At 59.0% G+C, this 13,615-nt stretch carries 14 protein-coding genes and 2 riboswitches; of the genes, 4 read left to right on the top strand and 10 right to left on the bottom strand.

Translation table 11 applies throughout. The features are described 5' to 3' along the window. Window positions 1-339 precede the first annotated feature (339 nt). A riboswitch (FMN riboswitch) is annotated at window positions 340-480 on the bottom strand. A 36-nt stretch (window positions 481-516) separates the two neighbouring features. The 3 genes from dhaM to htpG are packed head-to-tail and all read right to left on the bottom strand — an operon-like array spanning window position 517 to window position 3,536. Then, window positions 517-903: a dihydroxyacetone kinase phosphoryl donor subunit DhaM gene (gene dhaM / locus ADJ74_RS06455; protein WP_006690129.1), complete on the bottom strand. Its 387-nt coding sequence runs from the start codon at window positions 901-903 to the stop codon at window positions 517-519. Window position 904: 1 nt separating this feature from the next. After that, complete coding sequence (locus ADJ74_RS06450) at window positions 905-1,576, bottom strand: TerC family protein (protein WP_050342832.1); 672 nt, start codon at window positions 1,574-1,576, stop codon at window positions 905-907. A gap of 10 nt (window positions 1,577-1,586) precedes the next feature. Then, the gene (gene htpG, locus ADJ74_RS06445; RefSeq protein WP_050342830.1) at window positions 1,587-3,536 is read right to left on the bottom strand and encodes a molecular chaperone HtpG; all 1,950 of its coding nucleotides are present in this window, start codon (window positions 3,534-3,536) and stop codon (window positions 1,587-1,589) included. Between the two features lie 204 nt (window positions 3,537-3,740). On the opposite strand from htpG, the gene ADJ74_RS06440 reads away from it, so the two are divergent. From ADJ74_RS06440 to ADJ74_RS06430, 3 genes are all read left to right on the top strand, one after another. Continuing rightward, window positions 3,741-4,043: a hypothetical protein gene (locus ADJ74_RS06440; protein WP_050342828.1), complete on the top strand. Its 303-nt coding sequence runs from the start codon at window positions 3,741-3,743 to the stop codon at window positions 4,041-4,043. 83 nt (window positions 4,044-4,126) lie between these two features. Further along, complete coding sequence (locus ADJ74_RS06435; protein WP_050342826.1) at window positions 4,127-4,861, top strand: SIMPL domain-containing protein; 735 nt, start codon at window positions 4,127-4,129, stop codon at window positions 4,859-4,861. Further along, window positions 4,848-5,984: an acyltransferase gene (locus ADJ74_RS06430; RefSeq protein WP_050342824.1), complete on the top strand. Its 1,137-nt coding sequence runs from the start codon at window positions 4,848-4,850 to the stop codon at window positions 5,982-5,984. Before ADJ74_RS06435 ends, ADJ74_RS06430 begins: the two co-directional genes overlap by 14 nt. 87 nt (window positions 5,985-6,071) lie before the next feature. Here the strand turns inward: ADJ74_RS06430 and metK are convergent, their stop codons facing one another. The 7 genes from metK to dapF all read right to left on the bottom strand — a co-directional run bounded on the left by metK (window position 6,072) and on the right by dapF (window position 11,522). Beyond that, complete coding sequence (gene metK, locus ADJ74_RS06425; RefSeq protein WP_050342822.1) at window positions 6,072-7,256, bottom strand: methionine adenosyltransferase; 1,185 nt, start codon at window positions 7,254-7,256, stop codon at window positions 6,072-6,074. A gap of 87 nt (window positions 7,257-7,343) precedes the next feature. Then, a riboswitch (SAM riboswitch) is annotated at window positions 7,344-7,450 on the bottom strand. Window positions 7,451-7,509: 59 nt separating this feature from the next. Further along, a complete protein-coding gene (gene coaBC / locus ADJ74_RS06420; RefSeq protein WP_050342820.1) occupies window positions 7,510-8,712 on the bottom strand; it encodes a bifunctional phosphopantothenoylcysteine decarboxylase/phosphopantothenate--cysteine ligase CoaBC in 1,203 nt (400 codons plus the stop codon). 1 nt (window position 8,713) lies between these two features. Next, entirely contained in the window at window positions 8,714-8,944 is a 231-nt protein-coding gene (gene rpoZ / locus ADJ74_RS06415; RefSeq protein ID WP_050342818.1) for a DNA-directed RNA polymerase subunit omega, read from the bottom strand. Window positions 8,945-8,959: 15 nt separating this feature from the next. After that, entirely contained in the window at window positions 8,960-9,553 is a 594-nt protein-coding gene (gene gmk / locus ADJ74_RS06410; protein ID WP_050342816.1) for a guanylate kinase, read from the bottom strand. Further along, window positions 9,550-9,801 (bottom strand): DUF370 domain-containing protein, encoded by a 252-nt coding sequence (locus ADJ74_RS06405; protein ID WP_009752995.1) that lies wholly within the window; start codon window positions 9,799-9,801, stop codon window positions 9,550-9,552. Before ADJ74_RS06405 ends, gmk begins: the two co-directional genes overlap by 4 nt. A gap of 3 nt (window positions 9,802-9,804) precedes the next feature. Then, window positions 9,805-10,686 (bottom strand): YicC/YloC family endoribonuclease, encoded by an 882-nt coding sequence (locus ADJ74_RS06400; RefSeq protein WP_050342813.1) that lies wholly within the window; start codon window positions 10,684-10,686, stop codon window positions 9,805-9,807. Beyond that, window positions 10,683-11,522, bottom strand: a complete 840-nt coding sequence (gene dapF, locus ADJ74_RS06395; protein ID WP_050342811.1) for a diaminopimelate epimerase — start codon at window positions 11,520-11,522, stop codon at window positions 10,683-10,685. Before dapF ends, ADJ74_RS06400 begins: the two co-directional genes overlap by 4 nt. A gap of 251 nt (window positions 11,523-11,773) precedes the next feature. Here dapF and ADJ74_RS06390 point away from each other — a divergent pair, with 251 nt between their 5' ends. Further along, window positions 11,774-13,528: an NFACT family protein gene (locus ADJ74_RS06390; RefSeq protein WP_050342808.1), complete on the top strand. Its 1,755-nt coding sequence runs from the start codon at window positions 11,774-11,776 to the stop codon at window positions 13,526-13,528. Window positions 13,529-13,615: the final 87 nt, after the last annotated feature.

Genomic DNA, 13,615 nt, shown 5'->3' with positions numbered 1-13,615 from the left:
GACCTGTCCAAGAAGCAAGTCCATAGGACGAAGCTGATTGGGAAACAGGGCGCATGCGAAAACGTCCCAAGAACACAAGCGTAAGCGAAGTGCGATTGGATGACGTTGACTGCTCGCACGGTACGCCCCTGCGGATTTCTTTCGTTCAAGCGCAGCGCGTTTAAGGAATCCGCAGGTATTTCAGCGTACAAGGGCGCGGCCGATTGTGTAACGAGGCGTTCACGAGGGAGCACAAAATAACAGTAAAAAAATAAAAACCGCCGGAAGAAACTCCTCCGGCGGCACATAAATCGTCCCAAGGAATCACAGATACATACCTATCCATGTTCCTATCATAGACGCGCCTTTTCTCATCCAGACTGCGAAAGCATCTGCCTTCTTCACTGTCGGCTCCGGAATCACACCGGATCATGCCGCTCTCACAAGCAGCTTGCGGGCTGTACCGCCGGTGGGGATTCTCACCCCGCCTCAAAGAGCATCATTCGTATGCTATTGTATCATTCTGTATTTGGACTGTCAATTGTAAATCTTGCACGTGCCGCGTGTCTCCTCAGCGCGGCGCACGACCTCATCGAGATCCGCCCCGCAGACCGCGGCAATCGCGGCGACCACACTGCCCTCAACGATGGGGCAGTCCGCCATGCGCACGCGGCTGCTGCGCATCTCCTCGATGATCGTCTCCGCCGTCAGCACAGAGCTGCCCGCATCCGCGAGCACAACGACGCCGTCAGCGCTGCAGACGCTGTCGATCGCTGCCGTAATGCGCGCATAACTCGTCCCAAAGCCGCCGTCCTCCATGCCGCCCGCCGTTGCGATATGCGCATCCTTTGCCATCATGCGGCACGTCTCCGCGATGCCATGCGCGAGCACGGCACTGTGCGTTACAATCACAAGTCCGACCATATCAGCCTCTCCGCCGTGTCCATGCCCCGACGCCGCACACCGCTCCCGCGAGTACCGCCGGCAGGAGATATGCCGCCTGCGGCAGTGCCTCCAGAATCATCACACCAACCGTACGGTCGTGCACAATCATCGAGCCGCCTGTCCACCCCAGAATCGCCGCACCGAGCACAACGAGCACGGGATACTTTTCCATCAGCTTTCCGATGAGCTGACTGCCGCTGACGACAATCGGAACGCTGATGAGAAGCCCGAGCACCACGAGCAGGAAGTCGCCGTGAGACGCGCCCGCAATGGCAATCACGTTGTCGATCCCCATCGCCGCATCGGCGATGATGATCGTCTTGACTGCCCCTGCGAACGTCTCCGCCGCCTCGATATGCTCCTCGCCGTGGGCAGGGCGCAGGAGCTTCACGGCGATCGGCAGCAGTACCAGCCCGCCGAGTGCCTGTAGATACGGCACAGAGAGCAGCTGCACCGCAAAGAACGTCATGATGAGACGTACGACAATCGCGCCCGCCGTCCCGACATAGATGGCGCGCTTTCGAAGATGCGCAGGAAGGCGGTTGGACGCCATCGCAATCACGACGGCATTGTCCCCTGCGAGCACGAGATCAAGTACAATGATCGAGAAGAGCGCCACAAAGAACTGCGACGAGAAGAGTTCGACTTCCACAGCTTCTCCTTTACTTCGCCATCATCTTGGCAAGCTTCTGTGCAAAGGCGACGGGGTTCTCCGGCAGAATGCCTTCGATGAGCAGCGCCTGCGTGTAGAGCAGATCACAGTAGTCCTTGAACTCCTCGCTGTCCTTGCCTGCCGCGTGCACCTGCTGCAGTTTTGCAAAGAGCTCATGATGCGGATTGATCTCAAGAATGCGCCGCGCCTTGAACATCGGATTATTCATCTCGGCAAAGGTCTGCTCCATTGAGAGCGACGGGCCTGCCTCATCCGCGACAAGACAGACGGCACTCGACCGCAGACGCTGTGATATCTTCACCTCAGCGACCTTGTCACCGATGGCTTCTTTTACGTCCTTGATGAGATCGTCGTTCGCCTTGGCGATGTCTTCCGTTTCCTTTTTCGCCGCCTCGCTCTCCGCATCACCAAGATCGAGGTCGCCGCGGCTGATCGAGTGGAAGTTCTTTCCGTCATACTCGCGCACAGTTTCAATGGCGAACTCATCCACCGGATCGAGCAGAAAGAGCACCTCGAAGCCGCGCTCACGCAGCTGTTCCATCTGCGGCAGCTGCTCAATCGTCGTCTGATCCTTTGCCGTTGCGTAGTAGATGCTCTTCTGGCCCTCGGGCATCCGCTCAGCGTATTCCTTCAGCGAAACAAGCTTCCCCTCCTTCGAACTGTGGAAGAGCAGGAGATCCTTCAGCTTGTCCACCGTATCGCGGCCGGAGTACATGCTGTTGTAGATGCCGATCTTCAGTGCGCGGCCGTACTGCTCCCAGAACTTTTCGTAGTCCTCGCGGTTCTTGTCGAGCTTTTTGCCCAGTGCCTTGAGAATGTTCTTCTCCAGTGCGCGGCCGATGGTCTTCAGCTCACGGCTCTGCTGCAGCAGCTCACGCGAGATGTTCAGCGAGAGATCGGGCGAGTCAACGAGGCCCTTGACAAAGCGCAGATAGTCCGGCAGCAGGTCCTTGCATTTGTCCATGATGAAAACATGGCGCGAGTAGAGCTGAATGCCCGGCTCATAGTCCGCCTGATAGAGATTGAACGGAGCTCGCGCCGGGATCTCGAGGAGCGCCGTATATTCCACCGTTCCCTCCGCCTTCGTGTGGAATACCTCCATCGGCGCTTCCCACTCGTGAAACTGGTCGCGGAAGAAATCGTTGTACTCCTCGGGCTTGATCTCGGACTTCGCGCGCGTCCAGAGCGGCTGCATCGAGTTCAGCGTGCGCAGCTCCGTCTTCTTGATCTTCTCCGCACCCTCGATGATCTTTCCCTCATCATCGCGCGGCATCTCCTCCGTCGTCACGTTCATGCGGATCGGATAGCGCACGTAGTCGGAGTACTTCTTTACGAGGCTCTCAAGCACAAACGTATCCGTGTAGTCCGTCTCGCCCTCCGTGAACTCCTTCGCGAGGTGGATCGTCACCGTCGTGCCGCGCGACTCCTTCTCTGCATCCTCAATCGTATAGCTGCCGTCGCCCGCCGACTCCCAGCGCGTTGCCTGTGTCTCACCGGCACGGCGCGTCACGATCGTCACGCGCTCTGCGACCATGAACGCAGAGTAGAAGCCCACGCCGAACTGTCCGATCAGATCCTTGTCCGGTGCGCCGCCGTTTTCCTCCTTCGCCTTTGCCAGCTGCTCCATGAATGCCTTCGTGCCCGACTTTGCAATCGTTCCGATGTTCTCCACGACCTCTGCACGCGACATGCCGATGCCGTTATCGGAGATCGTCAGCGTCTTGCTGTCCTTATCCGGGACGAGAAAAATCTCATAGTTTTCGTTGCCCTCAAGGATGTCGCGGTTCGTCAGGCTCTCAAAGTGGAGCTTGTCGATCGCATCCGACGCATTTGAAATCAACTCGCGCAGAAAAATCTCGCGGTTTGTATAGATCGAGTGGATCATCAGCTCGAGAAGCTGTTTTGTCTCTGCCTGAAACTCAAATGTCTCTTTTGCCATATATCGTTCCCCCTGTTTCTACGCACCACTAAATAAAGGTGATGCAAAACTATGCCTATCGTACACGAAAAATGACAAAAAGTCAAATTCTTTCTCATCATGCGCGCTTCGAGTCTCGAATTTTCCTGTTTGCAATCCACGGCTTTTTTCGGTATACTCTAAAGTGATTTTATAGGCAGTTCTTTGTTGAAAAGGAGATGTACCATGGATCAGGAGCAGAACACACAGCAGCCGCAGCAAGAACAAAATACCCCGCAGAAGCCGCAGACGATCATTGTAAAGTCGACGAAAAATGTCGGCCTTGCCGCTGGTCTCGGATTCTTCTTCGGTCCGCTTGGCATGTGCTACTCGACACTTAAGGGTGCGCTCATCATGTTTCTCGTCAACATTGTCATCGGAATCTTCACACTCGGATTTGGTGTGTTCCTTACATGGCCGATCTGCGCGATCTGGGCATACGTGGCGGCAAAGAAATATAATGAGCAGCTATACGCCGAACTCGGTTAATGCTGATTTCATTGAACCTCTGCGAGATTATGCTATAATGAAGACAGTTTTAGGCGTTTTGCTCTAAAGAACGGAGGATTTTCATGAAGCAGATTTCGTTCACTTCGCTCGCGCGCACCTCTGTGCTCGTACTCGCACTTGCCCTGCCAATGGGAGCGGCATCCGCTGCCGAGACCACGGCACCCACGCCCGCGACGATCACGATTGGGGGAACGGGCACCGCCTACGTTGCCCCCGATACGGCGGAGATCACTGTCGGCGTTGTCACGGAGGAGGCGGATGCTGCACGCACGCACGCAGAGAACGCCGCACAGACGGCACGTGTCCACAATGCCGTCCGCGCACTCGGTGTCGCCGACCGCGACATTCAGACCGTGCACTATGATTTTTCACAGCGTTACGATATGCGCGACGGCAGCCGCAACGAAGTCATCGGCTATACCGCACAGAACTCCGTCGTCATCACCGTGCGGGACCTCAACAATGTCGGCAAGATCATCGACGCAGCACTTGCAAATGGGGCGAACCGCATCGACTCGCTGAACTTCACGGCGAGCGATACGAGCGCCGCGAAAAATGAGGCTCTCACAGATGCGGTACGCGGCGCAAAAGAGAAGGCACAGGCGGTCGCCAGTGCACTTGGCGTCCGCCTCGTCCGCATTGCAAATGTCTACGCCGACACACAGGCAGACATGCCGCGCAACGAAAACTATATGCCGATGATGATGGCGAAGGGCGCATCGGCCGCAGCGACGCCGATCGCACCAGGCGAGCTCTCAGTCGCTGCTACGGTCAACGTGACCTATGTCGTCGAGTAAGCGCCCGCGCGTATCTGCTGTCGAGGCAATTCGCGGCATCTCTATGATGGGCGTGATCGGCATCCATATCGGCGCGGAGTATCTCGCCAACCCATCGCCAAACATTCATCTGGTAGCGCTTTTCGACATCGGCACGCGCTTTAGCGTGCCGATTTTTTTCTTTATCTCAGCGTTCGGTCTGTTCTATGGAAAATCCCCATCCGCTCCGTTTTCCTATCGGGATTTCCTCACGCGCCGTACCCATGCTGTCGTCATCCCCTACCTCATCTGGTCGCTCTTTTATCTTCTTCATGACGCATGGCACTACGGTGTCGGCTTTCCGCCTCTTCTGTCCATTCCGGGGATTCTCTTTTTCGGCAATGCAAAGTATCAGCTCTACTTCATGGTCATTCTGATCTGGTTCTACCTCTTGATGCCGCTCTGGCGCACTCTCCTGCGCCACATGACGCTGCCGCTGCTCATGGGCATCCTCGCTCTCCAGATTGCCTTTGACTACTGGTCGAGCTTCGATACGGCGTTCAACCTCTACGTCTACGGACTGCCCGAAGGATCGCTTCTGCGTGCATTGCTCTTTTATCGGCTGAACTATTGGGTCGTGCATTACGTCTTTATCTTCCTTCTCGGCGGCTATATCGCCCTCCACTGGGAGACATTTCGTACGTGGATGCTGCACCGAGCGGGTCAGCTCTATGCGTTCGGTATTCTGAGCCTCATCGCCCTCCTCGCATGGTACTACAAACTGCTCCTCGTGGACGGCTATACCCCGCTTGAGGGAATCTATACTGCACATCAGCTCTCACCGCTCGGCATCTTCTATACCATCGGCGCATCGCTCGCACTCTTTGCGTTCTTCACACGGCTGGGGACAGAGACTATGCTGGGGCATGCGTTCCAGATCCTCGGAAAGCACTCCTACTTCATCTATCTCGCCCACCCGATGGCGATCACCTATCTGCTCGCCGTCCTCCATCGGACAGGACACGTACTGACCGCCACGCTCGCCCTCGCCATGTATGCGGCAGCGCTTCTGCTGTCGCTGTGCGGCGCGGTCATCATGCGGCGCATCGGAGAGCGTATCCCGCTGGTGAATGAACTGACCATCGGAATGAAGGAAAAGAAATAAAAATGTCCAAAAAGGGCTGCTGTACGAATTTTTCTCTCTTCGTACAGCAGCCCAATTTTATGTCTTAGACCGCATCAGTCCAACGCCTTACAGCCCGGCTTCTTTCTTCAGAAGCGCCGCCTTGTCCGTGTGCTCCCACGGCAGATCGACGTCCGTACGCCCGAAGTGTCCGTACGCTGCCGTCTGGCGGTAGATGGGACGGCGCAGGTCGAGCATCTTGATGATGCCCGCAGGGCGCAGGTCGAAGGTTTTCTTGACGAGCTCGACGATTTTCTCCTCATCAACCTTGCCCGTGCCGAATGTCTCAACCATGATGGAGACGGGATGTGCCACGCCGATGGCGTAGGCGAGCTGGATCTCCACGCGGTCAGCGAGCCCTGCCGCAACGATGTTCTTCGCCACGTAGCGCGCCGCATACGCCGCACTGCGATCTACCTTCGTGGGATCCTTGCCCGAGAAAGCACCGCCGCCATGGCGCGCCCATCCGCCGTAGGTATCGACGATGATCTTGCGCCCCGTGAGCCCCGAGTCGCCGTGCGGTCCGCCGATGACAAACTTGCCCGTCGGATTGACGAAGTACTTCGTCTCTGCGCGCAGGAGTTCTGCCGGGATGATCTCCTTGATGACCTTCTCGATCATGTCCTTGCGGATCGTTGCGAGATCAACGGCCTCGTCGTGCTGGGTCGAGATGACGACCGTATCGACATAGACGGGCTTGCCGTCCTCATAGGCGACGGTGACCTGCGTCTTTCCGTCGGGACGCAGATACGGGAGCATCCCGTTCTTGCGCACCTCGGTTAGGCGGCGTGCCAGCTTGTGAGCGAGCACGGTCGTGAGCGGCATATACTCGGGCGTCTCGTTCGTCGCATAGCCGAACATCATGCCCTGATCGCCGGCGCCGATCGCCTCTGCCGCGTCCATATCGCCCTCACGCGACTCAATCGCGCGGTCAACGCCCTGTGCAATATCCGGCGACTGCTCATCGAGCGAAACGAGGATGCCGCAGGTGTCAGCGTCAAAGCCATAGCTGGCGTTCGTGTAGCCGATCTCGCGCACGGTCTGACGGATGATCTTCGGGATATCGACATAGCACGAGGTCGAGATCTCACCAACGACGTGTGCCTGTCCCGTCGTGACGAGCGTCTCACAGGCAACACGTCCCATCGGATCCTGTGCAAGGATCGCGTCGAGGATGCTGTCCGAGATCTGGTCGGCGAGTTTGTCCGGATGTCCTTCGGTGACGGACTCGGACGTAAAGAGCATTTTCTTCATGTAGAACCTCCCCTAATTCGTAACTCCCTCTCCATATTCCATAAGAAAAGCCTCCCGCCGAGATGTGGGAGGCTGTGATTTCTGCCGCTCTCATCTCATAGGCGCTCCGCCTATAGGAATTGGCACCGTTGGCACACATTGCCATGGTTGCCGCAGCTTCATCGGGCCATTCCCTCCACTGCTCTGGATGAGGTATATTCATTTCTATGTAATGTATTATAGTGAACGCCATTCACTTTGTCAAGGACGAATTTCACGGCGTGCAGATTGCTTCCTCCAGTCGATCGAGGATCACGCCTGCGAGCGCGGACTTTGCCATCATGGGGCACTCCTCCATGCGTCCATCTGCGTAGAAGATCTGGGCATGATTCGTCGGCGTGCCAAAGCCTGCATTCTGCTCCGCGACGTTGTTCGCCACGATGAAGTCAAGGTTCTTCTTCTGGAGTTTGGCACGTGCATACGCCTCGACGTTCTGCGTCTCTGCCGCAAAGCCGACGAGCACCTGATGCGTCTTTTTCTGTCCCAGCTCATAGAGGATATCGGGGTTGCGCGTCAGTGTGAGCGTCAGCGTTCCCTCCGATTTCTTGATCTTCTGCTCTGCCGTCTCTGCAGGACGATAGTCAGCGACCGCCGCCGCCTTGATGACCGCATCCACGCTGTCATAGTCAGCGAGCACTGCCGCATACATCTCACGCGCCGTACGCACGTCCACGCGCCGTACGCCTGCAGGCGTTTCGAGCGGCGTGGGACCGGAGACAAGGATGACCTCTGCGCCGCGCTGCGCCGCCTCTGCCGCAATGGCGTAGCCCATACGTCCCGTCGAGCGGTTGCCGAGGTAGCGCACGGGATCGAGCGGCTCCTCCGTCCCCGCTGCGGTCACGAGGATGCGCCGCCCTGCGAGGCTCTGCACACGTGCAAAGTGCTCCTTGACGACGCGTACGATCTCCTCCGGCTCGGGCAGGCGCCCTGCGCCCGTCGTGCCGCAGGCAAGCATCCCTATGGCGGGAGGGATGATCTGGACACCGCGCGCAGCGAGCCGCCGCACATTCTCCTGCGTCACGGGGTTCTCCCACATGACGGTATTCATCGCAGGAGCAAAGAGAAGAGGAGCACGCGTCGCAAGCAGCGTCGTCGTCAACATGTCGTCGGCAATGCCCACCGCCGCCTTCGCGAGAAAATTTGCCGTGGCGGGCGCGACGAGCACCATCTCGGCAAAGGACGCCAGAGAGATATGCGCCACGTGATGCTGCGGCGCCCCCCACATGGTCTCTGCCACGGGTGCATTGGCGACCTCACGGAAGGTGAGCGGCATGACGAAGGAGGCTGCCGCCCGCGTCATAACGACGCGCAGCTCCGCCCCTTCCTTGTGCAGAAGGCTCGCGACCTCGACCGCCTTAAAGGCGGCGATCCCGCCTGTCACGCCGAGAACGATGCGCCGTCCTGCGAGCGCGCCCATGTCAGACACTCTCCATGCAGAGGTTGTAGCTGATCTTGCCCTCGGCAATCTCCTCAAATGCGTTCGTGACATTCTTCGTCGAGCGTGCCCGCTCGGACTTGACAGGATCTCCCTCGAGGAGCTGACGCGCGCGCTTTGCTGCGAGCACCACCATGCCGTAGCGGCTGTCCACCTTCGTCATCAGCTCATCCGTCGAGGGATTGACCATGCCGATTTCTACATTCGTTTTCATTGTGTTTTCTGCCTTTCACATATCAAACTGGGTTGGGTTCATATCTGCACGCAGGCGCTCCGCCGCAAGGATGGTCTGTATCCGTGCCGTCGCATCCTCCACCGTGTCATTGAGCACGGCGTAACGATAGCGTCTGCCAAGCCGAATCTCGTCGCGTGCCGCGGCAAGCCGCCGCGCAAGACTCTCCTCGGACTCTGTGCCGCGCCCCGTAATGCGGCGGCGCAGTTCCTCAAGCGAGGGCGGCAAGAGGAAAATAAACGTGCCGTCGGGACATCGCTCCATCACATTCAGTGCACCCTGCGTGTCGATCTCAAGCAGGATGTCCTCGCCTGCACTGCGGCGTGCCTCAATCGGAGCGAGCGGCGTGCCGTAGTAGTTGCCGTACACATCCGCGTACTCGAGAAACGCCTCCTCCGCAATCATCGCCTCGAACTCCGCACGCGTGCGGAAATAATACTCGCGTCCGTCCTGCTCCCCCTCGCGCGGGGCGCGCGACGTGGCAGAGACCGAAAAGGCGACGCCGCGCTCCCGCGCAAGAAGCTCCTTGCAAACCGTCCCCTTGCCTGTGCCCGATGCCCCCGAGATCACAATCAGCAGCCCTTTTTTCATGTCTCCTCCTCCTTTCGCGTTCCCATGCGCCCTGCAATCGTCTCCGGCAAAAGCGCCGAGAGGACGATGTGCCCGCTGTCCATGACGACGACAGCGCGCGTCCGCCGCTTGTATGTCGCATCGATCAGCCGTCCCGCGTCGCGCGCATCCTGCACCATGCGCTTGGCGGACATAGAGGTCGGCGCAACAATGGCGACCATCCGTCCCGTCAGGACGATGTCGCCGAATCCAACATTGACCGTCTCCATCTGTCACTCCAAATTCTGCACCTGCTCGCGCAGCTTCTCCACCTCGTTCTTCATCGCGACGACCACCTGCTGAATGGCTGCACTGTTCACTTTAGCGCCGATCGTGTTCGTCTCGCGGTTGATCTCCTGCAGCAGGAAATCAAGCCGCCGTCCGACAGGCTCCTCCTCTGCGAGAATCGCGCGGAACTGGGCAAAGTGACTCGCCAGCCGAACGAGCTCCTCCGTCACATTCACGCGGTCGGCATAGAGTGCCGCCTCCTGCATGATGCGCGTCTCATCGGGCGTAACGGTGCGAAACTCCGCCAGCACCTCCGTGAGATGGGCACGGTAGTCCGCCACGATCTGCGGCGCATGCCGCTTCACCTCTTCGCGCTGCTCCTCGAGGCGCGCGAGACGCTTCTCAAAGTCGCGCACGATATGCGCACCCTCAGCGAGGCGCATGACATCGAGCGCGTCGAGGGCGCGTGCGGCAGCATCCAGAAAGACCGTGCGCGCTCCCGAAAGATCTGCATCCTCGCTGATCGTGATGACGCCCTCGTACGCCGCCGTCATGTGCATGCCGTCCGACAGCGGTGCATCCACGGCATGCGCCACACGGCCGAGCGCCGCGTAATAGGCGCGGGCAAGCCCCTCGTTGACATGAACGGCATAGCGTTTCTCACTGCGATCCTCAAAGCTGACGTAGACATCGAGCTTGCCGCGCGCCACGCGCGTACGGATGAGCTCCCGCAGATCGCCTTCCCATGCGCCAAAGGCACGCGGCATGTGCGGTGCGATCTCAAGAAAACGCTGATTGACCGCCTTCATCTCGACCACGACACGATAGTCCGCCGTCTCCGCCGTCCCCGCACCGTAGCCCGTCATACTCCTGCGCTGCGTACTCATCGTACCCCCGGCCACTCGCCCGTGAACACCTGCTCGGCAGGCCCCGTCATCACAATATGTCCGTCCTCGCGCCATGCCACATGGATCACGCCGCCATCCACCTCAATCGCCGCCTCACGGTCGAGTACATCATTCAACACGCCCGCCGTCAGCGTCGCACACGTCCCTGTCCCGCAGGCGAGCGTAATACCTGCGCCGCGTTCCCAGACGCGCATGCGTGCATGGCGGCGGTCGCGCACCTCGACAAACTCCGTATTGATCCTATTCGGAAACGCCGCATGATGCTCAAACTGCGCACCGAGCTGCTCCAGAGGGAACCCCTCCGCATCGTCCACAAAGATCACGCAGTGTGGATTGCCCATCGAGACACAGGTCATCGCGTATTCCTTGCCGGCGACCGTGATGGGCTGCGCCACAACTTGCTCCGTACCGAAGCCCGCCACGGGGATACGCTCTCCCTCGAGCACGGGAACGCCCATGTCCACAGCGATCGCCGACACCGTACCGTCCTGCACAATGACGCGCGGCACCATCGTCCCCGCCAACGTCTCGACGGTGAACTCGTCCTTCGTCACGTACCCCTCTTCGTAGAGCCAGCGCGAAAAACAGCGGATGCCGTTTCCGCACATCTCCGGCTCCGTCCCGTCGGGGTTGAACTCGCGCATCCGCACATCCGCCGTCTCCGAGGGGCACGCCGCCATCAGGCCGTCCGCACCGACGCCGAAATGACGGTCGCACATCTCGCGCGCGAGGACAGCGAAGTCCACTGGTTCATGATCAAGAAAATCCACAATCACAAAATCATTGCCGCAGCCCTGCCATTTGCTGAATTTCATAAAGTCCCTTTCCTTATCGTATGATATCCCCCATTATAGTATGAATGACCTCTGTGCGCAAGGCACGCAGTCTGCCCTTTCTGCGATAATTGCGGAGACAGCATGCCACCTAGGAAAGCCCCGATAAAATGAAATTCGCCGACTTGCGCATCAATTTTTTGACGTGTACAGGAATCACTGATAAAATGAAGTATGCCAAATTTATCCGTATTTCCTAAAATTTTCCTCATCCAATAAAGAAAGGTGATACGATGAGCCTTGACGGCTTCTCCATGTCCGCCCTCGTGCGCGAGCTCGCAGATGCTCTCACGGGCGGGCGCATCGACAAGATCAACCAGCCGAACAAGCAGTCCATCGTCCTCGGCATCCGCCAGCCGGGACAGAACCTGCTGCTCTATATCAATACAAATGCGGGCAACCCCTCGGCGCACCTCATCGATACGGCTCCCGAGAACCCGGCTGAGCCGCCGACCTTCGTCATGCTCCTGCGCAAGCAGCTTGAGACAGGGCGCATCGCCGCCGTGCGGCAGGAGGGGCGTGACCGCATCATCCACCTCGACATCGACGTTATCGCGGGCGGCGGCCGCATCGTCACGCGCACGCTCACGCTCGAGCTCATCGGCAAGTACAGCAACATCATCCTCCACGAGGACGGCATCATCACCGAGGCACTGCGGCGCATCGGCGAGAACACGAGCCGCGTGCGCACCGTCTACAAGGGACTCCCCTATGTTCTCCCGCCCGCACAAGAAAAATGCGACCTCCTCACGGCAGACACAGCGGAGATTCTCGCGCGCGTCCGTGCAGCGGGGGAGGCAAAACTCTTTCAGGCACTCATCGGCGCTGTCCTCGGCTTCGGCCCCGTCTCGGCAAAGGAAGCGGCCTTTCTCGCCGGACTCACGCCGAACATCCCTGTCGCTCAGCTGGACGATGCGGACTTCGCCGCGCTCGCAGATGCACTGGTCGAACTGCGCACATGGATGGAAAAGCCCGCCCCCTCTCTGCGCCTTGACGAAAACGGCAAAGTCACGGCGATGGCGGCGTTCCCGCTCAGCGCTCTGCCGAAAACGACACTCCTCTCCTATCCCACGGTCAGCGCTCTCATGATCGACGCGGATCGGCGCCTTGGCAGCTACGTCATCCCCGACCGCGAGCGCTTTCGCCGCCTCGTGCGCACGGAGCTCTCCCGTGCGCGGGAGAAATATGAAAAGCTCGGCGCGGAGATCGCCGCCGCCGAAAACGCCGAGGAGCAGAAGATCGCCGCCGACAACCTCATGACCTATCAGTACAACTACATGGATCATGCTGATGATGCAATCACGGTCACGAACATCTACAGCGAGACAGGAGAAGCGCTCACCATCCCGCTCGACCGCCGTCTGAACATCATCCAAAACATGCAGGCCTACTATAAGAAGTACGACAAGCTGAAGCGCGCGCAGAAGCTCCTCGCCGTCCAGCAGGATGCGTGCCGTGCGAACATCCGCCATCTCGAAAGCATCGAGGCATCGCTCGACTCTTCCACGCGGCTCGCTGAGATCGCGGAGATTCAGGAAGAGCTGATCGCCTCGGGCTATCTGCACGAGAAGATGCCCAAGAAGAACAAGGATCGCCGCGCGCAGCCCTTCTCCTTCACCGCCCCCGACGGCATGACGATCCTCGTCGGCAAGAACAACATGCAGAACGACGCGCTCACCTTTCGGACGGCCGCACCGACAGATCTCTGGCTGCACGTACGTGATATCCCCGGCTCACACGTCATCCTGCGCACGGCCGGTGCGGCGCCGAGCGAGGAGACGCTCCACCTCGCCGCACAGATTGCGGCGCATTTCAGCAAGGCACGCGGCTCCTCGACCGTCCCCGTCGACTACACCGCCATCCGCTTCGTCAAAAAGCCCTCGGGATCCGTCCCCGGCTTCGTCCGCTTTACCCATGAGAAAACGCTCTTCGTCACCGAGGACGAGGAGGCTCTCGCACCTATCCTCGCACAGGATCCAACCGTATAACAAAAGAAGAGGCTGTTGCATATCCCCCTATCGGCTCGCTGCGCTCGCCACTTCCCCCGTAAACGGGGGAAGCTAATATACCGTTAT

Origin of the sequence: Selenomonas sp. oral taxon 478, from assembly GCF_001189555.1 — a bacterium.
Classification (GTDB): domain Bacteria; phylum Bacillota; class Negativicutes; order Selenomonadales; family Selenomonadaceae; genus Centipeda; species Centipeda felix.
The sequence above is the reverse complement of the archived record's forward strand: the minus strand, read 5'-3'. Positions and strand labels throughout refer to the sequence as shown.